This window comes from Anaeromusa sp., from assembly GCF_028691475.1.
Classification (GTDB): domain Bacteria; phylum Bacillota; class Negativicutes; order Anaeromusales; family Anaeromusaceae; genus Anaeromusa.
Map to the genome: position 1 here is coordinate 1 of NZ_JAQUZF010000029.1, position 25,501 is coordinate 25,501.

Genomic DNA, 25,501 nt, shown 5'->3' on the forward strand with positions numbered 1-25,501 from the left:
CGCCTCGGTTATCGAACTCCAGACGACCTTTTCGAAGACTTTCTTGACTCTATTTATGCTGCTTAATTTAAACTACTGTTCTACTTTACCAAAGTGTTCAACTTGCACTTGCAATTTGCGTTTTTAAATTGTATAACTAAAGATAACAAAACACATACTCTTTCGCAAGATAGATTGCCGCGTTTCGCTCACAGCGCTATTAAAAACAAGCCCCCGGATAAACCGGAGGCTTCCATTATTTCACAAGCTTTAGAAGTTCTATTTCTCCATCTTGGGCTGCTACTCTATGACTCAAAATATCAATTTTCTTTTCCATTCGCGCTAAAACAATTTTTACTTCCTCCACGGCTGCGACCGTTGCCGTTTTAGTAAGTAGCCCATCAAATTTTGCATCCAGTTCGTCCGTTCGATGAATAAGAGCTTGAACAAATCCATTCGTTTCTTTCAGTTGCGTTTCGATTCCGTCTACACGTGTTTCCATTTTCTCCAGATTTTCCAGTTTCTGAAGAACCAGCGTTTGGAATTCTTCATTTGTCATAAGTCATGCCCCCTAATACTATAAGTATAGCATTATAGCGTTCTGCAAACAACAAAGCTACCCTCTGCCTTCAAACTTGCGGGCCCTGGTTTTCTGCCCCTCCGGGTCGTAGTTAAGTTCTGTCGTCACCTGGCTAAGAAGATTAATCTGATACTGCACAAGTTTAGTTGCTTGCTCCAAAAAACGCCCGTTCATCGTATTAAGGTCCTGCAACTCTTTAAGTATGGGAGACACTTCTCGCGCCCAATCTCGAATGCGATCTTGAATAAAATAAGCCGGCGCTAACAAAACAAGCTGGAACAGCGGTAACAAAACATCGCCTTTTCCATGCTGTTTGGCTAACGCCCGGCTGACTTTCTGCTTTTTTTGCTCCAGCATCCCGGCCTGCAAAAGCAATTCTTCTTCGCGTTTCACAACAGTTTCCAACTCCGCCGGCGCTGGTTGCGACAGCAGGAGCTGCTTTTTTTCCTGGCCGCATTGCAACAAGGCCTGGTATATCTGCAGCAGTTCCTCTAGAATCTGCTGCAACTCGTCCCAAAGCTCCATAGGCGCACCCTACCTCTCAGTCGGCTCCCGCCAGCAGATTCTTTGCCACTGCAGCGGCGTCCACACGGTACTCGCCGCTTTCTACTTGAGCCGACAGACGCTGCACCACCTCAGGCCGCACCTCCGGCGTCTGCTGGAGTTTAGCCAGCAACCCGGCAAATTCTTGGGCCTTGGGCGATAGAACAACCGAATCCGACGGTTTCGCCGCAGCTGCAACCCCCGTTTTCATCGTCCGATTGACTTTGGTCTGTTCTCCATATAGCTTCAGGATGCCGTGAAATTGGCTTCCAGATACATTCATCATCAACACTCCTCTTTCCCCACTAGCAAGCCTGCCAAATCTTGCTCATTTATTCTATCGAAAAAAAAACCAGGGACATTAATCCCTGGTGCAAAAAAAACTTAATTTTTTCGGTCACTAGTATACATGCGACGTTTTTCCCGTATCGACTCCTCCAAGGATTTTTCCTGGTATGCTACATCGCCGCCTAGGCTTCGCAAACATGGCGCACAAACCCGGCCTTCCGTAATAATCGCACCGCACATCTCACATGGATATTCAATCGTAAAATCTCCAAACAAGCGTCCTTGCTTCAACATACGATTAATCGTCTTTTCTCGCACACCTGTAGCCTGCTGAATTTGGTGCACGCCAGCTCTATCTACTTTTCGCAGGTATTCGGCAATCTTCTTTTCTTCTTCGTCTACCCGGTCCAAGCAGTCTCTGCAAAGTTTCTGCTGATTTTCCATGTACAGCTTTCCACATTCCGAGCAATTTCCTAAGCCCATACGGATCCCCTCTCTATCTGCGCTATGCTATAATAGATTAAGTCTACTATAGTTCTATAGTACCATGAAATAACCAGCCTTGCAAAATGCATGTACTGTTTTTTGAAAAATAGGACATTTGATTTATTTTCCCGGAAGTGGTATATTTTTTATCTGTGCCGGCAGGATTCTGCCATTCAACAGCCAAACTTCCATAGAGTGGGATTTCTTCTTTGAAGAAATTTTTTCCTATTATGCCTTTACATTTGGCTGACACCAAGCACGCTAGAAAGGTTGCTTATGGACAGTATGCTTACATTATTGCATGATCCCGGCATGTACCCCGGTGATCCAGAGACAAACCGGCAGACCTTGGATTTTTTCCTGCGTCTCATTGAAATGAAAAACAGCAAATTATACCAGCACTGTTACCAAGTGGCTAATTACGCTATGAGTATTGCCGCCAAGCTGGGCTTGCCCCGGGAAGAGCTGGAGCGCATCCGCGTAGCCGCTTTGCTGCATGATATTGGTCAATTGACCGTACCGAACGCAGTTATCACCAAAATGCCCTATGTGACGCCGCGGGAGGCTACTACTTACAAAAGTCACTGCAATGCTGGCAGCTATATGCTGGAAAATATACCTTGCTTCCAAGAAATCATTCCCTACATACGGTACCATCATGAACGCTGGGATGGCAAAGGCTACCCCAAGCGTCTCAAAGGGGTTAATATCCCCTTAGGCGCGCGCATTCTGGCCGTAGCAAACCATTATGATCGTTTTATCAACCCCTGCACGCAGAATTGGGTTAAAACCAAATCTGAGGCGGTGCAGGAGCTTTTAAGTTTGTCCGGCATGGCCTTTGACCCCGAAGTCGTGAAGGCCTTCGTTCACGCCCTGGGACGCGACGCAGAGCAAGTGGCGACGGTGTACCGGAGGATCTAATATTTTATTAACAGGAGTAGAGGGAGTAAAGGGAGGGCACGAAAGAACCCTTTTCGAATCCCTCCGCCGCCGTGGCGGCACCTCCCTTTAGCAAGGGAGGCAGGAGTTAGCGCTTTTCTTATCCATACGCTTAGTGAATCCCCTGACGGCCTTGCGCCTTAGGGGATTTTTATTTTGGAGAAAGATATGCTTTCACACAGAGAAAGGCCAAAGAAATGCCGAAAAAGATCCAGATAAATATATAAATCCTAAGATACGGGGAGATTGCCGCGCTGCGCTCGCAATGACGCGATAAGTTGGCTATCCGAAAGTCTTTCGTATCCCTCCGCCGCTGTGGCGGCACCTCCCTTTAGCAAGGGAGGCAGGAGTTAAACCCCTGCTTACCAATACGCCTAGTGAATCCCCTGACGGCCTTGCGCCTAAGAAGATTTTTGTATGTTCTCTCTGTTACCTCTGGCATTTTCTCTGATCCTCTGTGTAAACGTCCCCTCCTGCGTACCCTCCTATTCTCGCCGAGACTCTTGTTCAATCCAATTTTCCATCGAGCCCTCCCTCTACTCACTCTACTCCTGTTGAAAATTCATGCATTCCTCTGTTACCTCTGGCATTTCCTCTGATCCTCTGTGTAAACGTCCTTCTCCCTTAGCATTGCAAAAGCCGCAAGGAAACGTAAGTTTCCCTGCGGCTTTTATCATGCTTTGGCTTATTTGAGGTTATAGAACACGCTTTTACCGTTATAGCGAGCTACGTCGCACAGACGGTCTTCGATGCGGAGCAATTGGTTGTATTTAGCTACGCGGTCCGTACGGGCCGGAGCGCCGGTTTTGATCTGACCAGCGTTGACAGCTACGGCGATGTCAGCAATGGTAGCGTCTTCGGTTTCACCGCTGCGGTGAGAGATGACGCAGGTATAGCCGGCGCGTTTCGCCATTTCGATGGTGCTGAAGGTTTCCGTCAGCGTACCAATCTGGTTCACTTTGATCAAAATGGAGTTGGCAGTACCAGTGGCAATGCCCTGGCTCAAACGCTCTACGTTGGTTACGAAGAGATCGTCGCCAACAAGCTGCACTTTGTCGCCCAGACGCTCGGTGAGGAGTTTCCAGCCGTCCCAGTCGTCTTCAGCCAGGCCGTCTTCCAAGGAAATGATAGGATATTTTTCAGCCAGTTTCGCATAGTATTCAACCATTTCGGCGGACGTTTTAACCACGCCTTCGCCTTCCAGATGGTATTTGCCGTCTTTGTAGAGCTCGGAAGCAGCGGCGTCAATGGCGATCATTACCTGCTCGCCTGCTTTGTAGCCAGCGCCGGCAATGGCTTCCAAAATGACTTCAATAGCTTCTTCGTTAGAAGCCAAGTTCGGCGCAAAGCCGCCTTCGTCGCCAATGGCGCTGTTCAGGCCGCGCTTTTTGAGTACGCCTTTGAGGCCATGGTAGATTTCCGCGCACATACGCAGAGCTTCAGCAAAGCTGGCAGCTCCAACAGGCATAACCATGAATTCCTGGATGTCTACGTTGTTGTCTGCATGAGCGCCGCCGTTGAGGATGTTCATCATCGGCACCGGCAGTTCACGGGCGCTGAAGCCGCCTAGGTACTGGTACAAAGGCATATCCAAGGCTTCCGCAGCCGCTTTGGCCACAGCCATGGAGACGCCCAAGATGGCGTTAGCGCCCAGCTTGCCTTTGTTCGGCGTGCCGTCGAGCTCGATCATGGCTTCGTCGATAGCGATCTGCTCCAATGCATCCATGCCTACGATCTGGGGAGCAATGATGTCGTTGACGTTTTTCACAGCCGTCAGTACGCCTTTGCCCAAGTAGCGGCCTTTGTCGCCGTCACGCAGTTCTACGGCTTCGTACATGCCTGTAGAAGCGCCAGAAGGAACCGCAGCGCGGCCAATAACGCCGCTGTCCAGGGTTACTTCCACTTCTACCGTCGGGTTGCCACGGGAATCAAGAATCTCGCGAGCGTATACGTCTAAAATTGTTGTCATGCAAATATCCTCCTTATATATAGAAACATTATTTTTGCAGCAAGCTTTTTCCGGTCATTTCCTCAGGCTGCGGCAAGCCTGCCAGCGCCAAAATAGTCGGCGCCAAATCGCACAGACTTCCTGCCTGCAAGGATTGTCCCTTGTGGGCTTCAGACACCAGGATCAGCGGCACTTCATTGGTAGTATGCGCCGTATAAGCCCCGCCTGTCTGCGGGTCCACCATCTGCTCTGCGTTGCCGTGGTCGGCTGTCACCAAGGTGACGCCGCCCCGCTCCCTCATAGCAGCCGTAATGCGGCCCATGCAGACGTCCACTGTCTCTACCGCCTTAATGGCGGCGTCCAGCTTGCCTGTGTGTCCTACCATGTCGCCATTAGCGTAATTAAGAATGATCAGATCATACTTGGCGGCTTTAATTTCCGCTACCAGACGATCCGTCACTTCTACCGCGCTCATTTCCGGCTGCAAGTCATACGTAGCCACTTTGGGCGAAGGCACAAGAATGCGCTCTTCTCCTGCAAAAGGCTTTTCTTCGCCGCCGGAAAAGAAGAAGGTCACATGGGCGTATTTTTCCGTTTCCGCAATGCGCAGTTGGCGGCAGCCGTGTTCACTGAACACTTCGCCCAAGGTCTGCTTCAGATACTGCGGTTTGTACGCCACAGGCACAGCCAAAGACTCTTCATACTGGGTCAGCGTGGCAAAGGCTACTTCGCCAGCGCCGCAGACGCGCTTGAAGCCGTCAAAGTCCGGATCCACAAATACCCGAGTCAACTGGCGCGCCCGGTCAGGACGGAAGTTGAAGAAAATAGCGCCGTCGCCTGCTTGAATGCCGCAGTCGCCGCAACCAGCAATAGCCGTAGGCTGTACAAATTCGTCCGTCTCGCCGCGCTCGTAAGCTCGTTCAATTGCTTCTTTAACGCTTGGAGCCGCCAAACCGTCACGGCAAGTCATCGTCCGATAGGCTTTTTCTACCCGTTCCCAGCGTTTGTCACGGTCCATAGCGTAATAGCGGCCGGAAATGGTCGAAATGCAGCCCACGCCGTACTCCTGCATTTTTGCCGCCAGACCGTCCAAGTATTGCGGCGCACTGGACGGGGGCACATCGCGCCCGTCCAAGAAGGCGTGGACATAGACTTTCTCTATGCCGCGCTCCTTAGCCATCCGCAGCAGCGCATACACATGGCTTTCATGGCTATGCACGCCGCCGTCGGAGAGAAGTCCCATCAAGTGCAGTGAAGTTCCTTTAGCCGCCACCTGATCCATCACCTGGCACAGTACGGGGTTTTTGAAAAACTCTCCGTCCCGAATGGCCTTGGTAATACGAGTCAGCTCCTGATACACCACACGGCCTGCGCCAATGTTCAAATGGCCTACTTCGGAGTTGCCCATTTGCCCTTCCGGCAAGCCGACGGCTTCGCCAGAGCACTGCAGGCTTGTTGTGGGATACATCTCCGACAACAGGGTCATGTGCGGCGTTTTTGCCTGCACAATGGCGTTATTGGCGTCATCCTGGCGCCCCAAGCCCCAACCATCCAAAATGACCAGCGCTACGGGCGTCTTAAGTTTGGTCACAAAGGTTCCCCCTTTTAAAAAAGGGAGACCCGGGCGAACGCGCTTTTCGTTTGCTCGCGGTCTCCCTGTGTGTCATACAGTCTGTTTCTTAGAAATTGACAATACCGCTGAAGCTGTCGGCCTGCAGCGCCGCGCCGCCCACCAGAGCGCCGTCGATATCGCTTTTGCCCATCAGTTCCGCTGCATTGGCCGCTTTGACACTACCGCCGTACTGAATACGAACCGCATCGGCTGCTGCTGCGCCAAAGACTTCTTTGACGACGCTGCGGATATACGCGCAGCCTGCATTGGCGTCTTCCGCCGAAGCAGTGCGGCCCGTGCCGATGGCCCAAACAGGCTCATAGGCAATAACCGTAGCTGCTGCCTGATCGGCATTCAAGCCTTTCATGCCTTCTTTAACCTGACGTTCCAAAACAGCTTCGGTTGTGCCGGCTTCGCGCTCTTCCAAAAGCTCGCCAACGCAGAAAATAGGAGTCAGTCCATGATTAAAAGCGGCATGCATTTTCTTGTTGACCGTGTCATCGGTTTCCGCAAAATACTGTCGACGCTCGGAATGACCGAGAATCACATATTCGCAGCCGGCGTCCTTCAGCATAGCTGGAGCAATTTCACCGGTAAAGGCGCCTTTTTCTTCCCAATGCATGTTTTGTGCGCCTACAGCGATATTGGATCCTTCCAGCGCTTTTTTTACAGCTGCCAAGGAGGTAAATACAGGACAAACCACCACTTGCGCTTTCGCGTTAGCTACCAAAGGCTTAAGGGCTTCCGCCAGCTCCAGCGAAGCTGCCACGGTGTTGTGCATTTTCCAGTTTCCTGCAATAATCGGTGTGCGCATGAGACATTCTCCTTTTCGTTACTTGTCGGCTAAAGCCGCTACGCCGGGAAGGACTTTGCCTTCCAAGAATTCCAGCGAAGCGCCGCCGCCAGTAGAAATATGGGTAATTTCACGGGCCAGGCCCAATTTTTCTAAAGCCGCGATGGAATCACCGCCGCCAACAATGCTCTTCGCGCCGGAAGCCGCTACTGCTTTAGCCACCGCTTCGGTTCCCTTAGCAAAGACATCCATTTCAAAAACGCCCATCGGTCCGTTCCAAACTACCGTCTTGGCATCCTTGAGCGCTTCCGCATACGCCTTGCTGGTGACAGGACCGATATCAAGGGCCATCCAGTCGCCTTCGATGGCGTCAGCCGCCACCACTTTATTAGCTGCATCTGCTGCAAAGCGATCGGCAATGGTGACATCTACAGGCAAAAGCAATTCTTTACCCGCATTTTTCGCCTTCACCATCAGTTCGCGCGCCAAATCGAGCTTATCTTCTTCTACCAGAGATTTGCCGGTGGCAAATCCTTTAGCCGCTAAGAAGGTATTGGCCATGCCGCCGCCGATAATCAGGCGGTCCACCTTGGTCAGCAGGTTTTCGATAACGCCGATCTTGTCCGACACCTTCGCGCCGCCAATGATGGCCACAAAAGGACGCACCGGATTGTTGACAGCCTGCCCTAAGAAAAGGATTTCCTTTTCCAGCAGGAAGCCGGCTACGGTCGGAATGTATTTAGTGATCCCTTCCACCGAAGCATGGGCCCGGTGGGAAACGCCGAAGGCGTCGTTTACAGCCACTTCCGCCAAAGAAGCCAACTGCCGCGAAAACTCAGGATCGTTCTTTTCTTCTTCTTTGTGGTAGCGCAGGTTTTCCAGCAGCAGAATCTGCCCCGGCTTCAACGCTTTGGCCATAGCGGCCGCTTCTTCGCCCACGCAGTCCGGCGCAAAGAGCACTTCCTTGCCCAAAAGCTCCGACAGACGCTTGGCAACAGGAGCCAAGGTAAATTCCGGCACTGGCGCGCCTTTCGGACGGCCCAGATGGCTGGCCAGCACCAGCGCAGCATTTTGCGCCAGCAAATATTCCAGCGTCGGCAGCGTAGCCCGAATGCGGTTGTCATTGGTAATGACGCCGTCTTTCATCGGCACATTGTAGTCGACACGGACAAATACTTTTTTGCCCATGACTACGATATCTTTGAGGGACTTCTTTTCCATGAACGTATCGCCTCCTCAGGTAAGTTTCATAGGAGAAGGGCCACAAAGTGGCCCTTCCTAGCTAGCACAATAATTCTGGGATTTCTGCTTCTTAGAGACCTTTTTTCGCCATGTAAGCGATCAGGTCAACAACGCGGTTGGAGTAGCCCCACTCGTTGTCGTACCAGGAAACTACTTTAACCATGGTGCCTTCGATAACCATCGTGGAAAGAGCGTCAACGATGGAGGAATTGGCATTGCCGTTGAAGTCCTTGGAAACCAAAGGTTCTTCGCAGTATGCCAGTACGCCTTTGAGCGGACCTTCCGCAGCTGCTTTCAACGCGGCGTTAACTTCTTCTGCAGTGGTAGCTTTCTCTACGTCCACAACAAGGTCCACAACCGACACGTTCGGAGTAGGCACACGCATAGCAAAACCATTGAGTTTGCCTTTCAGTTCCGGCAGAACCAGAGCCACCGCTTTTGCAGCGCCAGTAGTGGTAGGAATGATGGACAGGCCGGCAGCGCGAGCGCGGCGCAGATCCTTATGAGGCAGATCCAGAATGTTCTGGTCGTTGGTGTAAGCATGAACGGTGGTCATCAAGCCATGTTTGATGCCGAACTTGTCGTTGAGCACCTTGGCGAAAGGAGCCAAGCAGTTGGTGGTGCAAGAAGCGTTGGAGACGATATGATGCGTAGCTGCGTCATATTTGTCGTCGTTAACGCCCATAACGATGGTCAGGTCTTCATTTTTCGCCGGAGCGGAAATGATGACTTTCTTAGCGCCGGCAGTGCGATGCGCTGCGGCTTTAGTAGCGTCAGTGAAACGGCCGGTGGATTCCACAACCACTTCAACACCGAGATTTTTCCAGGGAAGCTGAGCCGGATCTTTTTCCGCCAGCACTTTGATGGCTTTGCCGTTGACCATGATCTGGTCGCCTTCTGCATGAATGTCCATATCCAGGTTGCCCTGTACGGAGTCATATTTCAGCAGATGCGCCAGTGTTTTGGCGTCGGTCAGGTCATTGACAGCGACGATATCCACTGCAGGATTGTTCAGAGCCGCACGAAATACGTTGCGCCCGATTCGTCCAAATCCATTAATACCTACTTTTGTTGCCATTGTTCAAATACCCCCTGTTTTTTATCTTTTAGCTATAGTAGCCATATCCTAATCGCCCTAACGCAAAAGTCGCGTTAGCGCGCGTTGGCCTTGCCTTGATACACTTGGCCGCGTACCGGGTCGACGGTAATCAGCATGCCCTCAGGCAGATGCGTGGTAGCGCCTGCTACGCCCACAAGAACCGGCATGCCGAAGCTGATGCCCACAATCGCCGCCGGAGAGGTCAGACCGCCTTCTTCCGCCACAATAGCTGCCGCTTCGGAAGCTCTGGCGGCAATTTCTTCATGGACGCTGTTCACAACCATGACGTCGCCAGCTTTGAAGCGAACCAGGTCCGCTGCGGAATTCACCACGCAAACCTTGCCTGTAGCCGCTTTTTGTCCCAGGCCGATGCCTCTGAGCAGCACGTCGCCTACCACATGAACGCGGATCATATTGGTCGTACCCGACATGCCCAAGGGCACGCCAGCCGTAATAACAATCAAATCACCGGGGTTGACGGCGCCGGACTCCAAGGCTCCCTCTACCGCGTTTTCCACCATTTCATCAGTACCGCAGGAAGCGTTGCCAGGCACCGGCACGACGCCCCAATACAGCTGCATACGGCGAATGGTAGCCGGATGCTGGGACACAGCCACAATAGCCGCCTTCGGACGGTATTTGGAGACCATCCGCGCTGTGTAGCCCTTTTCGCTGGACGTAACAATCGCAGCAGCCGACAGCTCCTGCGCAATCTGCACCGTCGCATGGCTGATGGCTTCCGTGGTCACCTGGTTAGCCAGAGCGCCACGGGAGGTGTAGATCTCCGCATAAGGCAGAGATTTTTCCGTACGCACCGCAATGCGCGCCATGGTTTCCACCGCTTCCACCGGATAGTCGCCGGAAGCCGTTTCGCCGCTGAGCATAATCGCGTCGGTGCCGTCAAAGATGGCATTGGCTACGTCGCTGGCTTCCGCCCGAGTCGGCCGCGGGTTATTGACCATGGACTCCAGCATCTGCGTAGCCGTAATAACTGGCTTGCCCACGGTATTGCATTTTGTAATCAGTTCCTTTTGGATGAGGGGCACGTCTTCGGCGGGGATTTCCACGCCCAAATCGCCGCGAGCGACCATGATACCGTCGGCAACCTGCAGGATTTCGTCCATGTTGCGTACGCCTTCGACGTTTTCAATCTTGGCGATGATATCCACTTCCGCGCCAGCGTCTTCCAAAATCTTGCGGATGGCCAGAATGTCCGCCGCCCGCTGAATGAAGGAAGCCGCAATAAAATCGATGCCTTGGGTCAAGCCAAAACGAATGTCCGCTACGTCCTGCTCGGAAAGAGGCGGCAGATTGACTGCTACGCCAGGAGCGGCGACGCGCTTGCGATTGCCGATGACGCCGTTGTTCTGCACCGTCGTGATGATTTCCGCGCCTTCTACCGCTTCAACAACCAGACTGACAAGGCCGTCGGAAAGCAAAATAGTATCGCCCGCTTTCACGTCTTCCGGCAAGCCGGGATGATTGACAGTAGCCCGCTCGACGGTACCTTCGATCACTTCCGCCGTAAGCACGAACTTCTGACCGGTCACCAGTTCCACTTTGCCGTCCTTAAACAGGCCTAGCCGCATTTCCGGGCCTTTAGTATCCAGCAAAATAGCCACGTTTTTGTTGACGTTGGCCGCCGCTTCCCGTACTCGCGCCATACGTCCCTGGTGCTCTTTATGCGAACCATGGGAAAAATTGAAACGCGCTACATTCATGCCCGCTTCGAGCATCTTTTCCACAATCCCCGGCTGGTCAGTGCTGGGTCCCATGGTACACACAATTTTGGTTTTTTTGAACATATATCTTTGACCACCCTTTCTGCTTACGCAAACAAATTGTTGGCAGGAACCACATATCCTTGCCGCATATTAATGGTATTTCTTGCTGCAAGCCAGGTTTCCCTGCTTTTTCACAAAATATAAACGAAAAAGCCCGGTATTCTATTCACTTACTTTTTATAACTGAAAAAGCAAGAATAGTTATTCTTTTCTTTATAGTTTGTTTCATTTATAGTTGGTACGCCTTGCGCAAAATACTGACAGGATGCGCCGTGGCAGCGCCGCTGCCATGACCGATCTGCAACCGGCAAGTGCCGCAGTCACAGACTACTGTTTTTACGCCGCTGTCTTTGATGCGCTGAAAAAGCTCCGCGCCCACAGCCATGGAGATTTCATATTTTTCATCCCGGAAGCCGTAGTTTCCGGAAATGCCGCAGCAGCCGGCGTCGGCTTCTTCGATGGACAAACCGGGAATTTGCCGCAGCAGCGTCAAGGCTGGCAGGCCGATGCCCTGCACCCGCAGATGGCAAGGCACATGGTACATAAAATGTTCCTGTACCGGAGCGAAGTCGGTTTTCAGCTTGCCTTCCGCGGCGCGCTCCGCCAAAAATTCAAAGGCGTCGTACAGGGATAGCGCGTTTTGAGCCAAGCCTTCAATCGCAGGGAACAATTCTTGGTATTCTTGATTCAGCATCAGACCGCAGCTGGTGCAGGCCGTGAGGATCTTATAGCCTTTAGCCGCCCATTTGGCAATCTCCGCTGCATTTTTCCGGGCGTTGCTTTCCGCTTCGTCCAGGTAGCCGCCAGTCACCAGCGGCGACCCGCAGCAAACGAATTCTTCCGGCACAATTACTTCAATGCCGTTGTGCTGTAGCACCGCTACCAAGTCCTTGCCGACTTGCGGCTGATTGTAGTTAATAAAGCAGCCCGGGAAAAAGACGACTTTTTCTTCGCTCGGAGTTTGCTTCTGGCTTTTGAACCAGCTTACAAAACTGGTCGCAGCATACGTCGGCATGGGAGCTTTATCGGAAATGCCGATTTGCTTCATCGCCGCCCGGGAAACCGGGTTGTGCATGCCCACATTGGCCAGCGCCGCCCCAAAGGGAATGGCATTGACCATCTTAGCCATATTTTCACCATGCGAAAGCATATGATCCCGCATGCTCTGGGGGTTTTTCTTGTAATAGGCGGCCTTAGCCAGCATGTTCAGCGTAGAAACAGGCACGCCGGACGGGCAAGACAAGTCGCAATTCTTACAGTTTGAACAATACTCCAAAGATGGTTCATAGTCTTCCTCTGAAATGCGGAAGCGCTCCAAAGCCGGCCCCAGCATTTTAGGTCCGCGAAATTTGCGGGTGGCCGCTGTTACAGGACAATGCGCCACACAGGTAGTGCAGGCAATACAATCGTCCGGATTGATCCGATGTTTAGCCATGTCGTTTCCTTCCTCCTCACACCGTCATGCCGGCGCAGTAGCCGCTTGCCAGCGCCACGCCATTGCCTGATTTTTCATAGCTGAAGTCATACCCTGCCAAATTTCGTCCCGCAAAACGCACATTTTCCAACAACACTGTACCGGCAGCATCTACCGGACGCAACGTGTCGTCTACAGCAACGCCAAATTTGGCAAAAGGCTGACCTCCAGGAGAAAACAACTCTTGAATGCCCCAGAATTCGGACTGTTCCGGCGCTCCGACAGGCAGACCGAAGATACGTTCTTGAACGACATTTGGTTCAGCAACCAAGCCGCCGCCGTACAAACCGCCGGTAGCCACAATGACTTGGGCCGCTTCATAGCCATGCTCCCGCCCGAAGCCTTGGGTATAGATAGCTGTGCAGCGTCCGTTCTTCACATCCGCCCGCACCGCTTCGGCATTATCCACAATAGTTACGCCCTGCCGCTTGGCATAAGCTAAAAGCGCTTTGCGCAAACGCAAACCGGTCACAGCCGGCGGCATGGACGAAGTTTCAATAATATGACAGCCTGTCGCTTCCTGCAAGGTTTCAAAAGCATAGTAAGAAGGCTTGGTTCCTAAAACCGGCGGCATAATCAACGTAGCCCCGCTTTTAACAACTTGGCGCAGCTTGACGGCGCACTCTTCCAGCCCCGCTTTGCTGTCCAGCCAGCGAGCCATATCCAAAGCCGTAACATCGCGGCCATCCTCCACAGACAAGGCGATCTCCACCTGCGTCACTTTGGCATTGGCTCCAAAGAGCCGCTCCAAGCCTTTACTGATCAGTTCTGTCGGATAGTCTTTCAAGCCTTTCAAGCCTACGACGACAATTTCTTCGGCCTCGCAAAGACGGCTGGCGTCCATCGTCCGCGGCACCAGGCAGGTAGGCTTCAGCGTTCCTGCCGCTGTGGGCACCCACTGGTTGTGTTCTAGGTCGCCCACATAGGCGTAGCCTTCTTGCTCGCAAATTTCCTGCAGGAATTTAGCTGCCTGCTTGACGTTCTCCAAACCCAGCTTAGCGTAAGGATGCGCTTCTTGCGCCTGCTCCACGGCCGCTCCAGGGCTTAAAATGGCTTTGCCTGCTTCGGTATAGCCGAGAATGTCAACAATTCCGCCGCCGATGACCAAGGTACCCGCGCCTTTGCTCAAAAGCGTCGTCTTTTTGCCTCGCTGCGCTGCGGCTGCGGCGGCAATCAAGCCAGCCATGCCGCTGCCGATTACAATTACATCACTTTTCATGTCCCGGCACTTCTCCTCTCACATTCAGCGTTCCCTCGTAAATGCCGCGCATTAGCTCGGCTTCTTTGACCTGTTTTCCCCAGAGCATCGGCCGAATGCCGTTCCAGCGTCCTTGGAGAAAATCATGGAACAAATCGGCAGGCTCCCGTTCAGGGAACAAGCCGGCGGTTTGAATGGCGCCAACGCCGCGCAGACCGCAGAAAGCGCCCTGACAGGTTCCCATGCCCATACGAGTCCGGCGACGCACGTCGGTCAATTGATGGCTGGTAGCGTCAGATGCTACATGCTCTACTTCGGCCAAGGTAACCAATTCGCATTCGCAAACCAATTGGCTCTTCGCCGGATCTTTTTCCATGGCTTCCACCACCGGGGCCAAAGAATCTCCCAGACGGTCCGCCGCTAAGCGCGAGCCAAAAGCCGGGAAGGCTTTGCGGGCCCGGGCCATCGTTGCTGCGTCCACATCAGAAACCAGCGGCTCTACTGCCGTCCGGCAAGGAGTGGTAACGCCCAAATGAGCGCAAACAAAGTCGGCCATTTTTTCCGCCATCAGGCGATACGTCGTGAACTTGCCGCCTACGATGCTGGCGAAGCCCTGCAAACCCTCTTTGCTGTGATCCAAGATCGTAAAGTTACGCGAAGCCGCCCGGCCAATGGCTGACGGATCCGCACTATAAAGAGGCCGAGTACCGGTGAAAGCGCGCAGCAAGCGATAGCTCCGTACGTCTTCAAACATTTTTTCGCCCACGTCCAGCATGGCCAGCACTTCTTCGGCCTTCGGAATGGTATCGTCCGGCAGCTCCGCCGGCGAGGAGGTGGTTCCCAAAATGACGATGGAACCGTGAGGCACGAAAATATCGGCGTCCCCTGCTGGGCGCAGACGGTTGACAACGCGATTGGTAAAACGGTGGTTGAACGCAATCAAGGTGCCACGGTCAGGCTGGACATGCACCTTAATACCTGCCAACGCAGCCAACTCGCCAACCCAGGAACCGGCGGCGCTCACCAAGAATTCGCAGGATATTTTGCTTTCCTGGCCGTTCAAGGTGTTGCGTACAGTTACCCCAGTTACCTTGCCGTTGCTCTGCTCTACGCCGACCACTTCAGAGTAAGTGTATACCCGGCCGCCGTAACGACGCCCGGACTGCACATTTTGCCAAACCAAACGGAAGCCGTCGATAGCCGAATCAGGCACTTTATAAGCGCTGACCAGTTTCCCGGTCAGATTGGGCTCCAAACGCAGCGTCTCCGCTTTGGAAATCTGGGTTGTTTCAATCCCTGCCGCTGCACAGGCTTCCACCCATTTGTGCTCAAAAGCTTCGTCGTCTTCCGGCAAGCGGACAAAGAGACCTTCTGTTTCTTCTACGCAATGCTTCGCTACCGTCCGCAGCAGTTTGTTCTCCTCAATGCACTCCCGCGCCGCCTCGGCGTCCTTGACTGCATAACGTCCGCCGCTGTGCAGCAAGCCATGAAACCGAGAACTGGTTCCATAGGCTAAGTCCTTTTGTTCCAGCAATACGACATCCACGCCACGCATGGCCAAATCGCGGAAAATCCCAGTGCCCGTGGCACCTCCGCCAATGACTACCACTGTCGCCTGATCCATTGCCTTTCCTCCTCATATCGTAAATTATCAGCCTGCTCGGCCGCCACTTCAACCTTGCCCTGGCGAATTAAAAAGCCCGAAAAGACCATGTGCATATAGGCAAAAACATGGTGTTTTCGGACTTCTCTTTTCTCCAAATCCAGAGTATGCACTTGTATGGCTATTGTTGCAAATATACCGATAGGCTTTAAATTTTCCCAATATTTTTATAGTACATCCTGAAGGCATTGTCAAGGCCTCCTCTCACCGTCCCAACGCCCGCAGTTCTTATCACCCACTGCAGGTTTGAGTCCACAAATATAGTAAAACCAAGACCTTCGCCTTTTCTAGCTTTGCTAACCGCCATATTCTGCAATAAAAATATAAATTTCTCTGTCTTGGCGCTTCATCTTTCTTAATTTTAATTTATTTGAATTTTTAATCAATTTAAATGTCCTTGGTTGACAGTAATCCGTGTTTTAGTGAATATTCCACAAGCTCGCTTTTTTTACTTAACCCCAATTTTTCCATCAACCGCGTCTTATAGGTATCCACCGTTTTTACGCTCAAAAAAAGCTTAGCGCCGATTTCCGAAAGCGAATAGCCTCGTACTAACAGCTTCAGCACTTCCCTTTCGCGAACGCTGAGAACCTCGTAAGGATCCTGGCCGCTGGGACGCGGCGCCGCTGTAAAGAGCGAGTTCAACAGCGCCTGCGAATTTTTAGAACTCAAATAAAACTGGCCTGCCGCTACCGCTTTTAGCGCCGCAAACAGTTCCGCATCCACCGCCTGTTTTTCCACATAGCCGTTGGCGCCGGCTTGCATGACCTCGCGGATATAGGTTTCATCGCCAAACATGGTCAAAACCAGTATTTTTACATCCATGCCTCGGCTGCGAATTTCCTTGATGCATTCCAAACCACCCATCTTGGGCATGGACAAGTCCACTACCACCACGTCGACAGCGGTCTTTTCCAGCAGAATCAGCAGTTCCTCGCCGTCTGCCGCCTCGCCGACGACGGAAAAATGAGATTCGCTTTCCAGCAGCATTTTCAATCCCACACGCAACACGCTATGATCATCCGCTAGAATGATCCGTATGCGATTCTTCATTGACTCCACTTCCTTCCCATAATGCAGGCAACCGCACACAAACCGTCGCACCGCCGCCAGGCTGCGAACGAACCAGCAGCCTGCCTCCCAGCAGTTCTACTCGCTCGCGCATGCCGAATACGCCCATATGGTTATTCTTGCGGGCATCCTCCAGACGTCCCGGGGCGATGCCCACGCCGTCATCACTGACTTCCAGCATCAACTCACCTGCTACCAAGCCCAATACCACATCCACTCTAGACGCTTGGGCATGTCTTGCGACATTAGTTAAGCTTTCCTGCAACACCCTATACAAGGTCAAACCGGTTTCATCACTGACAATCAATTTATCCTCCGGCGCCCGGAAAGACACCTCTACGCCGACTTGCTCGCCCCAGGCCTGCAAGTACTTGGCCATGGCGGCTACAATGCCGTGATCGTCCAGGATGGGCGGCCGCAAATCTACGACCATCTGTTTCATATCCTCTAAAACGCCGGACACCACGTCACGCGCTCCCAGCAGCAGCTCCCGTTGCTTTTCATCAACCGTTTTAGAAAGCAACAATTTCATGTATACCAACAAGGACGTTATCGACTGTCCCGTGCTGTCATGCAGTTCCCGAGAGATGCGCTTGCGCTCTTCTTCTTGCACGCTAAAAAGCCGTTTAATCAATTCGGCGCGCCGCGCTTCCTTTTCGCGCAACGCATCCAACAGTCTGTCATTTTCCGCCTCTTTTTGCTGCAATGACGTCGCCATATCATTAAAAGCATGCGCCAGCTGCCCCATTTCGTCAGCCGCTTCCACCTTGGCCCGCGCCGAGTAGTCTCCGCCGCGAATAGCTCGCACCGCACTGAGCAAATGCCCTACAGGCCGCATGATGACATGCGCCATCCGCGTAGCAAAAGAAACAGCGATTAGGCCGATAAGCAGAGACCACACTAAAAGCTCCCGAATCTTCCGATCCAGCCAAAGCTGCATATTCCTCTCCGACATGCCGACACGCACAAAGCCTATATTGGCATTGCTGTCAATGGGAGCTACCACCTCCCGCACCGGCCCTTCATTGCTGTCAAACAAATTCACCGAATGATCCGCGCCGTCAACCAAAAGCTCCGCTGTATTGCCAGGCAGTCCCGCCGGCAGCACAGCTCCAAAAGTATGCGCCACCGGATTGCCGGCATGGTCGGCAATGATAATGTAGCGCACATCTTCGGTATTATTTTTTTTCGTATTAATGCGCTCATGCAAAGCGAAATAGTTATCCACCACTACGTCGTCGGCGCTAAGGGTAGCAATATAAATCGCTGTTTCCAAGCCGCGCTGTTCAATCTGCTTTCCTAAGACATCCGCCGTAAAGCCGCGCACCAGCCAGCCAGAAAAAAGTATGAAAAAAACCAGCATGCTGATAGTAATACCATTGATTTTATAATAAATACTCAACTGACGCAGACGCTTCATGACAGACCTCGCATATGATCGTACAGCTCCCGCAGCGGTTCGTATTCTTCCGGTCGCGGCGGCACATAGCGATCCGTCTGCAGCGAACGCATAGCTTCATGAAGCTCCGGATGCTCGTGCATTTGCAAAAACACTTGCCGCAGCCGTTGCCGCTGTTCCAAAGGTAAATGCCTATTGACTACCACAGGCCCTGTCGGCGTAGGCGGGAACTGCGCAATCACCTTAATCTGCGCCGCCAAATCCGGATTCTTCTCTTGCGCGTATTCATACACCATGCTGTCCATGCAGGCGCCGTCTACTACGCGATTAGCCACCGCCCAAATCGACTTGTCATGGCTGGAAGTATAAATATAACGCCGAAAATATTTTTCCGGTCGTTCCTGTCGCTCCCACAAATAGTTTGTCACCATCACATGCCCCGAAAGGCTCAGCGGATCCGTGAAGGCAAACACCTTGTCCCGCAAATCCTCCAGGCTTTGATAGGGGCTGTCTTTATGGACGATGACTTCTGTCCGATACCGGGAATGCCCTTGCCATTCCACCATCACTAGCATCTCAATCGGCGTAATACCCCGATAGGCCGCATAAGCGCCAGTAGAAAGAAACACCAAATCTACTTGATCATTCGCCAAAAGCGAATTGAGTTCCTCATAGGTTTTTCGTTGCACCAATACCATCGGCCGCCCCATTTTGCGGGTCACATGGTCCGCCAACTGCCGATAATACCCTATGGTTTCCTGCGGCGACAGCACCGACGTAATGGCAATGCGCAACGGCTTTTCTTCCGTTGTTACCGCAGGGGCCGCCACTCTCGCGCCTTTAGAAAAATCAATATAGCCGGCATATTGAGGTCCGCAGCCCGTTAACACGCCGCAAATCACTAAAAGCCAACACCATAAAAGCCCAATCTTTCTCATGCCTGCTCCTTGCTCATGCAGTCTTTCTTTTTGCCAGTGTAGTATACTGTCTCTTCTTTCTCCAAGTCAGGAAATCCTTTTTAGCCCATTTCTTTCTGCTTTTATTTCTGCTATGCTAAATAAAACGTTGAAACGAGGTGTCGCTATGAAAACCGTCGCTTTAATCGCTCATGACCAGAAAAAACAGCAAATGCTGGATTTTGTCCGTGAACATCTGTCCCTCTTGTCGCCCCACTCTTTACTAGCCACGGCTACCACGGGCCGTCGCTTACGTGACGAACTCAATCTGAACGTGCACACCTATTTATCCGGCCCCCTGGGCGGCGACCAGCAAATCGGCGCTCGCATCGCCGCTGGCGAAGTCGACCTCGTCATCTTCCTGCGGGATCCCTTGACCGCCCAGCCGCACGAACCAGACATTACAGCCCTCTTGCGCGTCTGCGACGTCCACAACGTCCCTGTCGCCACCAATCTGGCCGGCGCCGATCTACTTGTGCGCGCGGTTCTGGGAAATCTGTAAGAACGATATTTTAACAAGAGTCGCGATGAGAATCTGAGGGTACGACTGAGGGGTCGATGAAACACTTTAAAATCCCTCCGCCGCTGTGGCGGCACCTCCCTTTGGCAAGGGAGGCAAGGATTAAAGTCCCCCTTGCTAAAGGGGGAAGGCCCGTAGGGCCAGGGGGATTTACGTCTTTGCGAGGAGCGCAGAGACGAAGCAATCTGCTCAGTCTTCCCTAATCCATTGTTTTCTCTGCTTCCTCTTATTTATCGGAAACCGGATGCTACGCCATCCATGGCGCATCCGGCACTAAGCACTTCACGTGCCGTCGCTGTTACTCTGTGTAAACGTCCCCTCCTGCGTACCCTCGTTCTCTTGTTTAATCTAAAAACCCCCGGCAAATTTGCCGGGGGTTTTGTGTTTTCAGTTACAAATGCTCCAGCAACGTCTGGCTCTGAAAAATCTGCGCCCGCAAAACCTGCCCTACTGTGTCCACAATATCAACTGCAGGAGGATAAACCAAATTGTAAATTACTTTGGTGCCGTTTTTGTGGGACTCGATTATCCCCTGCTTTTTCAACACACTTAAGTGCTGCGACAGATTCGACTGTTCAATGCCAATCGTTTCCACCAAGTCACATACGCATTGTTCTTGATCAGATAACAACTTGAGCACTTTAATCCGCACCGGATGCGCCATCGCCTTAAGAAATTCCGCCGTTAATCTGGTTACCATTTCATCCATTTTCTTTCATCCTCCCGAGACTTGCCTTGCCTGCAACTACTTGTTCTCAAAGCATACAGAAAATCAGTTTCTTTTGAAAACTTCTTTAACTATATTACGCCATACAGACTAACCAGTCAACATATAAATATGAGAAATATATCATTTAGCAAATTCTTGGTAATTGGTCCCCTTCTAGTTGAGCTAAAAGTCTTATGCCTCCGATCAAAGTCCTAATACTTACTTTTCCTTCCATTCCATTAGTCACGTTTCCTATGCGACAAGCATCCCTTCCTTGCGCATGTTTTTGTAAAATGCGCAAGACCATTTCACTGTCCTCCGGTTCTACTAAGAGAAGACATTTTCCCTCGTTCGCCATATACAAGGGATCAAAGCCAAGCAAGTCACAAGCAGCTTTCACTTCCGTCCGAACAGGCAGCAAGGCTTCATCCAGCTCCATGGACACGCTTCCTTGCGCGGCGATTTCCTGTAATGCCGTCGCCAAGCCGCCCCTCGTAGGATCTCGCAGCACCGCTACTTGAGGAACTTCTGCCAACACATCCTGCAGCATAGCTGCCAAGGGAGCGCAATCACTTCGCACCGCTTCCGGCAGCATCAGTCCATGACGTTCCGCCATGACCGCTAAGGCGTGATCTCCTAAAAAGCCGCTGATTAAAATATGCTGCCCCACTCTAGCCCCGCGCGCTGTCACATCTAGTCCTTCCGGCACAACGCCAACGCCAGCAGTATTGATGAACAAGCCGTCTACTGCACCTCGTTCCACAACCTTCGTATCCCCTGTAACAATCAGAATCCCCGCTTCCTTAGCCGCCTGTGCCATAGACGCCAGCACGCGCCGAAGCGTGACTAGAGACAGACCTTCTTCCAGCACTAAGGCCATGCTCAAATACAGCGGTTTAGCGCCGCTGACCGCCAAATCATTCACTGTGCCGCATACAGCAAGACGACCAATATCTCCGCCCGGAAAAAAGAGAGGTTTTACCACATACGAATCCGTGGTAAAAGCCAGTCTTCCTTCCTGGTGTGGTAACAAAGCCGCATCGTGCATGACATCCAAGACCTCATTGCTGAAATACGGCCGAATCACTTCTTCTACCAAAAGACGGCTTAGCCTTCCCCCGGCCCCATGGGCCATGCGAATTTGCTCTTCTTTCACGGGGACCACCTTCCTGCTCCGTATTTATACCAGGCTGCGCATACGCCTTCTACCGACACCATACAAGCGCCCACCGGCTGTAGCGGCGTACACGCCTTCCCAAATAAAGGACATTGAGGCGGCTGCCGACGACCCTTCAGCACTTCGCCGCAGCAGCATCCTGGCGTTTCCCGGCTTTCCGGCGTCGGCAACGGCCAAGCTTGCACAGCATCCCAACGCGAAAATTTTCGTCGCACTCTTAGACCGGACTGCGCCAATACGCCTAAGCCGCGCCAAACAGAGTCCGCTGGTTCGTATACCTCGGCTACCATGGATTGAGCCAAAACATTGCCCTCTGTGCGAACCACGCGGCGATAGGCATTTTCCAGTCTCACTTCCCCCTGCGCCGCCTGACGCACCAGACGGACGATGGCTTCCAAAATATCCAACGCTTCAAAACCGGCAACAACTGCCGGCACCGGCAAATTCGCAAACACCTCCGTGCCGGTCACCACCGCCACATGCCCTGGCAGCAGCAGTCCGTCTACACGGCTCTCTGGGTCTTGCAGCAACGAAATCAATGCCGGCGGCACTACTTTGTGCGCCGGCAAAATCAGCCAATTAGACAATTGACGGCGAGCCGCCTCTTGAACACAGGCCGCTGTCAGCGGCGCCGTCGTCTCAAAGCCGACGCCGAGGAAAACCACGCGTTTTTCAGGAAACCGTTCCGCCAATTCCAAGCTTTCCAGCGGCGAATACACCGTATGAATATCCGCCCCGCGGCTTTTCGCCTCTTCCAAGCTAGAAAAAGAACCAGGTACGCGCAGCATATCGCCAAAGGTGGCTATTAGAGCCTCCGGCTGCTCGGCATAGGCTAAAGCCAGATCCATATAAGAAGTTGGCGTAACGCACACAGGACATCCGGGACCGCTGACCAACTCGACCGCTTCTGGCAATAGTTGCCGCAAACCATGACGAAAAATGGCCACCGTATGGGTGCCACAAACTTCCATTAACCGCAATGGTCGCACCGCCAAACGCTCTACTTCCTGTACCGCCGCCGCTGCAGCGCGTCGTATTTCTTCAGGCGTTTTGAACATGTTCAGCCATCTCCTGCAATAAGCTCCATGTCAATTTTGCCTCTTCTTCATCAATCTGCTGCATAGCAAATCCAGCATGAATCAAGACATAATCCCCAATCTGCGCTTCCGGCAGCAGCAGCATGCTCACCTGCCGCTGTACGCCCCCTACATCCACTGTCGCCAGCATATCTTCACGTTCTACAATCTGCGCCGGCACTGCCAAACACATATTTTATTCCTCCCAAGCCAAACATTTGCAAACTTTTCTTATTATAGCATATTGAGGTAAGTACGTTTCACACAGAGTAACTGAGAAAGGCCAGAGAAAAACCAGAGGGATAATTTTCAACGACCAAAAAGCAAGCTATTAGGCAAAAAATCTGCCTAACGCCTTCATCTTTTCTTGATGTCTTTGCGAGCGAAACGAAGCAATCTCCTCGTGCATTCTAGATTAAAATCGAGCCTCGCAACCCTCCTACGTGCCCTCCGATTCTCTTCGCGCCCCCTGTTGAATCCTGATTTTTTCTCTGTTACCTCTGGCCTTTCCTCTGCTTCTCTGTGTTCCGTTCCCTGTTTCTCCGGTTCAAAATCGCCCCAGCCACCACGGCTTGGCCGTAAGCCAAGCCGCCGTCATTGACCGGCAGTTGCATCGGCATATACACCGTTAAGCCCGCCTTTTCAAGACCTTGCCGCACTTGCTGCTGCAACAACGCGTTCTGCCAAACGCCGCCGCCCAACACGATCTGATTTACATTATGATTTTGCGCCAAGCAGCAGGCCATATCCAACACTGCTTGCCCCAACGTCTGGTGAAAGGCAGCCGCCAAAGCTGCTGCGTTTTCTCCTTGGCGATGCTTCTCCAGCAACGAAGCCAATACAGGCGCCGCGTCCACCTGCCAAATTTCCTCTTCCATTCGCAAACGGCAGCCAGCTAGCTCTACCCCCGTACCGTCGCTTCTGGCCGCAAGTTGTTCCAGTTCGATTGCCGCCTGTCCTTCATAATGGCTTTCCGTGCATACTTCTAAAAGTGCCGCCGCCGTATCAAACAGACGCCCCACGCTGGAAGAAAGAGGCCCTGCCAAGCCGCTCTGCACCGCCTGCATAAGCATTCGCCACCCCTCAGGGAAGGGAGCTGTTTCCAAAGTCTCCCCCGTTCCGCACACTTCCTGCCAAACCCAGGCCGCCAAACGCCAAGGCTGCCGCACCGCCTGTTCTCCTCCAGGCAACGGGCGATACGAAAAATGCGCCAGCCGTTGAAAGTCCTCGTACTGAGCCAGCAAAAATTCGCCGCCCCAAAGTTTGCCGTCGTCTCCATAGCCGGTTCCATCAAACACCAAGGCCAAGGCAGGTCCTTCCAGAGCGTGTTCCGCCATCACTGCCGCCGCATGGGCGTGATGATGCTGCACTGGAATATGCGGCAACTTCCTTTTTTGCACATATTGCCCTGTCAAATATGCCGGGTGCGGATCATAGGCTACCGCTTTCGGTTTTATGTCAAAAAGGCGTTCCAAATGCTCCACAAGCGATGTAAATGATTCATACGCAGCCCCGTTGGCCATATCTCCTATATGGGGACTCATAAATGCATATTTCCCGCGAGTCAGACAAAAAGTGTTCTTCAGCTCGCCTCCCGTACTCAAAAGAGGCGGTACTGCAAAAGGCAGCCGAATAGGCCTCGGCGCATAACCCCGCCCGCGGCGCAGCAATTGAACTTCGCCTTGCAGCACGCGCGCTACGGAATCATCCACACCGCGGTAAATCGGCCGATTATGCCCTAGGAAAAAATCGGCCAGGCCGCCCAAGCAAGGCAATGCCTCCTCTTCCTCCCGCACCATTGGTTCGCCGCTGGCATTGCCGCTGGTCATAACCCATACATCTTCTTTCTCTAACAACAACCAATGCACCGGCGCATAGGGCAGCATCACGCCTAAAAAATCATTGCCAGGAGCCACCGCTTCCGCCACAAGGCCCCCTGATTTTTTCCGCAACAACACAACTGGTCGCGCCGGAGAGAGTAATAGCTTTTCTTCCTGCGGCGATACATAGCAAAGCTTATGAACTTGCTCTAGATCGCGGCACATCACCGCTAAGGGTTTTTTTTCTCTTCCTTTACGCCGCCGCAACCGATGCACTGGTTCTTGCTGTTTGGCATCACAAGCCAAATGATAACCGCCAATGCCTTTGACCGCCAAAATCCTCCCATTCATCACTTTGCGCCGAGCCACTTGGAAGACATCTTCTCCTGCCGCCAGCGAAAGGTCTTTTCCCATCGCATCGGTCAGACGATACGCCGGACCGCAGGCGGCGCAAGCGTTAGGCTGGGCATGGAAACGACGGTCAGCGGCATTCTTGTACTCTTCCTGACACGCTTGGCACATAGAAAATCCAGCCATCGTCGTCTGCGGCCGATCATACGGAAGTTCCTTGATAATCGTATAGCGCGGCCCGCAATGGGTGCAATTGATAAAAGCGTAACGATACCGTCGATCTGTCGGCTCTAATAATTCTTTTTGACAAGCATCGCAGGTAGCCGTGTCCGGCGAAACAAGCGTCAGCGTCTCTCCGGCAAGGCTTTGCTTGATAACGAACTTGTTTTCCCCTGTCATTGGTTTGACTTGGTACTGTATTCTCTCCACCAAAGCCATCGGCGGCGCCTCCGCCGCCAACCGTCTCATAAATACTTGCAACGAAACTGCCAGTCCCTCTACCTCTGCCAGCACACCGGCTCCGGTATTGCAGACAAACCCCGCCAACTCCAACTCCTGCGCCAGGCGGTGGACAAAAGGCCGGAATCCCACTCCCTGCACAATGCCTTCCACCTGCACCTGCCAGCGCTCTTTAACGTCTTCCATACAGACTGCCTCCAAAACGAGAAAAAAAGTGACTATCATCTAGATAGTCACTTCTCTTTTTCACTTTAAGAATCCTGCCGTTTCGCCAAAGCCAGCGCCGCCTGCACCATCAAAGCGCACTCCAGGCGCTTTTTCTGAAGCTTGCAGCC

At 52.6% G+C, this 25,501-nt stretch carries 23 protein-coding genes; 2 read left to right on the forward strand and 21 right to left on the reverse strand.

The window, feature by feature from the left end; all coding sequences use genetic code 11:
* Positions 1-235 precede the first annotated feature (235 nt).
* The 4 genes from PHF27_RS05970 to PHF27_RS05985 all read right to left on the reverse strand — a co-directional run bounded on the left by PHF27_RS05970 (position 236) and on the right by PHF27_RS05985 (position 1,834).
* Entirely contained in the window at positions 236-538 is a 303-nt protein-coding gene (locus PHF27_RS05970; RefSeq protein ID WP_300067305.1) for a hypothetical protein, read from the reverse strand.
* A 57-nt stretch (positions 539-595) separates the two neighbouring features.
* Complete coding sequence (locus PHF27_RS05975) at positions 596-1,084, reverse strand: flagellar protein FlgN (protein ID WP_300067307.1); 489 nt, start codon at positions 1,082-1,084, stop codon at positions 596-598.
* 16 nt (positions 1,085-1,100) lie between these two features.
* A complete protein-coding gene (gene flgM, locus PHF27_RS05980) occupies positions 1,101-1,388 on the reverse strand; it encodes a flagellar biosynthesis anti-sigma factor FlgM (protein WP_300067309.1) in 288 nt (95 codons plus the stop codon).
* Between the two features lie 98 nt (positions 1,389-1,486).
* Entirely contained in the window at positions 1,487-1,834 is a 348-nt protein-coding gene (locus PHF27_RS05985) for a flagellar protein (RefSeq protein ID WP_300067311.1), read from the reverse strand.
* Positions 1,835-2,152: 318 nt separating this feature from the next.
* Between PHF27_RS05985 and PHF27_RS05990 the strand changes: the two genes are divergently transcribed.
* A complete protein-coding gene (locus tag PHF27_RS05990) occupies positions 2,153-2,797 on the forward strand; it encodes an HD domain-containing phosphohydrolase (RefSeq protein ID WP_300067313.1) in 645 nt (214 codons plus the stop codon).
* Positions 2,798-3,500: 703 nt separating this feature from the next.
* On the opposite strand, the gene eno is transcribed toward PHF27_RS05990, so the two are convergent.
* From eno to phnD, 12 genes are all read right to left on the reverse strand, one after another.
* Positions 3,501-4,784, reverse strand: a complete 1,284-nt coding sequence (gene eno, locus PHF27_RS05995; RefSeq protein WP_300067315.1) for a phosphopyruvate hydratase — start codon at positions 4,782-4,784, stop codon at positions 3,501-3,503.
* 28 nt (positions 4,785-4,812) lie between these two features.
* A complete protein-coding gene (gpmI, locus tag PHF27_RS06000; RefSeq protein WP_300067317.1) occupies positions 4,813-6,354 on the reverse strand; it encodes a 2,3-bisphosphoglycerate-independent phosphoglycerate mutase in 1,542 nt (513 codons plus the stop codon).
* Between the two features lie 88 nt (positions 6,355-6,442).
* A complete protein-coding gene (gene tpiA, locus PHF27_RS06005) occupies positions 6,443-7,189 on the reverse strand; it encodes a triose-phosphate isomerase (protein WP_300067319.1) in 747 nt (248 codons plus the stop codon).
* An 18-nt stretch (positions 7,190-7,207) separates the two neighbouring features.
* Positions 7,208-8,389, reverse strand: coding sequence for a phosphoglycerate kinase (locus tag PHF27_RS06010; RefSeq protein WP_300067321.1), 1,182 nt, complete (start codon positions 8,387-8,389; stop codon positions 7,208-7,210).
* Positions 8,390-8,480: 91 nt separating this feature from the next.
* A complete protein-coding gene (gap, locus tag PHF27_RS06015) occupies positions 8,481-9,488 on the reverse strand; it encodes a type I glyceraldehyde-3-phosphate dehydrogenase (protein ID WP_300067323.1) in 1,008 nt (335 codons plus the stop codon).
* A 74-nt stretch (positions 9,489-9,562) separates the two neighbouring features.
* Positions 9,563-11,314, reverse strand: coding sequence for a pyruvate kinase (gene pyk / locus PHF27_RS06020; RefSeq protein ID WP_300067325.1), 1,752 nt, complete (start codon positions 11,312-11,314; stop codon positions 9,563-9,565).
* A gap of 208 nt (positions 11,315-11,522) precedes the next feature.
* On the reverse strand, positions 11,523-12,728 hold the full coding sequence (locus PHF27_RS06025; protein WP_300067327.1) for an anaerobic glycerol-3-phosphate dehydrogenase subunit C: 1,206 nt from the start codon (positions 12,726-12,728) through the stop codon (positions 11,523-11,525).
* A 16-nt stretch (positions 12,729-12,744) separates the two neighbouring features.
* Positions 12,745-13,986 carry an anaerobic glycerol-3-phosphate dehydrogenase subunit GlpB gene (gene glpB, locus PHF27_RS06030; protein WP_300067329.1) on the reverse strand — a complete coding sequence of 414 codons (1,242 nt, stop codon included), beginning with the start codon at positions 13,984-13,986 and terminating at the stop codon, positions 12,745-12,747.
* Entirely contained in the window at positions 13,976-15,589 is a 1,614-nt protein-coding gene (gene glpA / locus PHF27_RS06035; RefSeq protein ID WP_300067330.1) for an anaerobic glycerol-3-phosphate dehydrogenase subunit GlpA, read from the reverse strand. The genes glpB and glpA overlap by 11 nt, the downstream gene beginning before the upstream one ends.
* A 426-nt stretch (positions 15,590-16,015) precedes the next feature.
* Complete coding sequence (locus PHF27_RS06040; protein ID WP_300067332.1) at positions 16,016-16,681, reverse strand: response regulator transcription factor; 666 nt, start codon at positions 16,679-16,681, stop codon at positions 16,016-16,018.
* A complete protein-coding gene (locus PHF27_RS06045) occupies positions 16,647-18,119 on the reverse strand; it encodes an ATP-binding protein (RefSeq protein ID WP_300067334.1) in 1,473 nt (490 codons plus the stop codon). The genes PHF27_RS06040 and PHF27_RS06045 overlap by 35 nt, the downstream gene beginning before the upstream one ends.
* Positions 18,116-19,036, reverse strand: coding sequence for a phosphate/phosphite/phosphonate ABC transporter substrate-binding protein (gene phnD, locus PHF27_RS06050; protein WP_300067336.1), 921 nt, complete (start codon positions 19,034-19,036; stop codon positions 18,116-18,118). Before phnD ends, PHF27_RS06045 begins: the two co-directional genes overlap by 4 nt.
* Before the next feature lie 145 nt (positions 19,037-19,181).
* On the opposite strand from phnD, the gene PHF27_RS06055 reads away from it, so the two are divergent.
* Positions 19,182-19,556 carry a methylglyoxal synthase gene (locus PHF27_RS06055; RefSeq protein ID WP_300067338.1) on the forward strand — a complete coding sequence of 125 codons (375 nt, stop codon included), beginning with the start codon at positions 19,182-19,184 and terminating at the stop codon, positions 19,554-19,556.
* Positions 19,557-19,965: 409 nt separating this feature from the next.
* Here PHF27_RS06055 and PHF27_RS06060 read toward each other — a convergent pair whose 3' ends face one another.
* The 5 genes from PHF27_RS06060 to hypF all read right to left on the reverse strand — a co-directional run bounded on the left by PHF27_RS06060 (position 19,966) and on the right by hypF (position 25,352).
* Positions 19,966-20,283: a metalloregulator ArsR/SmtB family transcription factor gene (locus PHF27_RS06060; protein ID WP_300067340.1), complete on the reverse strand. Its 318-nt coding sequence runs from the start codon at positions 20,281-20,283 to the stop codon at positions 19,966-19,968.
* A gap of 145 nt (positions 20,284-20,428) precedes the next feature.
* A complete protein-coding gene (gene hypE, locus PHF27_RS06065) occupies positions 20,429-21,439 on the reverse strand; it encodes a hydrogenase expression/formation protein HypE (RefSeq protein ID WP_300067341.1) in 1,011 nt (336 codons plus the stop codon).
* Positions 21,436-22,518 carry a hydrogenase formation protein HypD gene (gene hypD, locus PHF27_RS06070; RefSeq protein ID WP_300067343.1) on the reverse strand — a complete coding sequence of 361 codons (1,083 nt, stop codon included), beginning with the start codon at positions 22,516-22,518 and terminating at the stop codon, positions 21,436-21,438. Before hypD ends, hypE begins: the two co-directional genes overlap by 4 nt.
* Positions 22,502-22,729, reverse strand: coding sequence for a HypC/HybG/HupF family hydrogenase formation chaperone (locus PHF27_RS06075; RefSeq protein ID WP_300067345.1), 228 nt, complete (start codon positions 22,727-22,729; stop codon positions 22,502-22,504). Before PHF27_RS06075 ends, hypD begins: the two co-directional genes overlap by 17 nt.
* Positions 22,730-23,030: 301 nt before the next feature.
* Positions 23,031-25,352, reverse strand: a complete 2,322-nt coding sequence (gene hypF / locus PHF27_RS06080; protein WP_300067347.1) for a carbamoyltransferase HypF — start codon at positions 25,350-25,352, stop codon at positions 23,031-23,033.
* Positions 25,353-25,501 lie beyond the last annotated feature (149 nt).

Coding starts and splice junctions, on each gene's coding strand:
- PHF27_RS06045 (WP_300067334.1), bottom strand. CDS start 18,119: ATGAAGCGTCTGCGTCAGTTGAGTATTTATTATAAAATCAATGGTATT.
- eno (WP_300067315.1), bottom strand. CDS start 4,784: ATGACAACAATTTTAGACGTATACGCTCGCGAGATTCTTGATTCCCGT.
- gap (WP_300067323.1), bottom strand. CDS start 9,488: ATGGCAACAAAAGTAGGTATTAATGGATTTGGACGAATCGGGCGCAAC.
- tpiA (WP_300067319.1), bottom strand. CDS start 7,189: ATGCGCACACCGATTATTGCAGGAAACTGGAAAATGCACAACACCGTG.
- PHF27_RS05975 (WP_300067307.1), bottom strand. CDS start 1,084: ATGGAGCTTTGGGACGAGTTGCAGCAGATTCTAGAGGAACTGCTGCAG.
- glpB (WP_300067329.1), bottom strand. CDS start 13,986: ATGAAAAGTGATGTAATTGTAATCGGCAGCGGCATGGCTGGCTTGATT.
- PHF27_RS06060 (WP_300067340.1), bottom strand. CDS start 20,283: ATGGATGAAATGGTAACCAGATTAACGGCGGAATTTCTTAAGGCGATG.
- PHF27_RS06025 (WP_300067327.1), bottom strand. CDS start 12,728: ATGGCTAAACATCGGATCAATCCGGACGATTGTATTGCCTGCACTACC.
- PHF27_RS05970 (WP_300067305.1), bottom strand. CDS start 538: ATGACAAATGAAGAATTCCAAACGCTGGTTCTTCAGAAACTGGAAAAT.
- hypD (WP_300067343.1), bottom strand. CDS start 22,518: ATGTTCAAAACGCCTGAAGAAATACGACGCGCTGCAGCGGCGGCGGTA.
- PHF27_RS06055 (WP_300067338.1), top strand. CDS start 19,182: ATGAAAACCGTCGCTTTAATCGCTCATGACCAGAAAAAACAGCAAATG.
- PHF27_RS05985 (WP_300067311.1), bottom strand. CDS start 1,834: ATGGAAAATCAGCAGAAACTTTGCAGAGACTGCTTGGACCGGGTAGAC.
- PHF27_RS06075 (WP_300067345.1), bottom strand. CDS start 22,729: ATGTGTTTGGCAGTGCCGGCGCAGATTGTAGAACGTGAAGATATGCTG.
- PHF27_RS06040 (WP_300067332.1), bottom strand. CDS start 16,681: ATGAAGAATCGCATACGGATCATTCTAGCGGATGATCATAGCGTGTTG.
- PHF27_RS06010 (WP_300067321.1), bottom strand. CDS start 8,389: ATGGAAAAGAAGTCCCTCAAAGATATCGTAGTCATGGGCAAAAAAGTA.
- hypF (WP_300067347.1), bottom strand. CDS start 25,352: ATGGAAGACGTTAAAGAGCGCTGGCAGGTGCAGGTGGAAGGCATTGTG.
- PHF27_RS05990 (WP_300067313.1), top strand. CDS start 2,153: ATGGACAGTATGCTTACATTATTGCATGATCCCGGCATGTACCCCGGT.
- pyk (WP_300067325.1), bottom strand. CDS start 11,314: ATGTTCAAAAAAACCAAAATTGTGTGTACCATGGGACCCAGCACTGAC.
- phnD (WP_300067336.1), bottom strand. CDS start 19,036: ATGAGAAAGATTGGGCTTTTATGGTGTTGGCTTTTAGTGATTTGCGGC.
- flgM (WP_300067309.1), bottom strand. CDS start 1,388: ATGATGAATGTATCTGGAAGCCAATTTCACGGCATCCTGAAGCTATAT.
- glpA (WP_300067330.1), bottom strand. CDS start 15,589: ATGGATCAGGCGACAGTGGTAGTCATTGGCGGAGGTGCCACGGGCACT.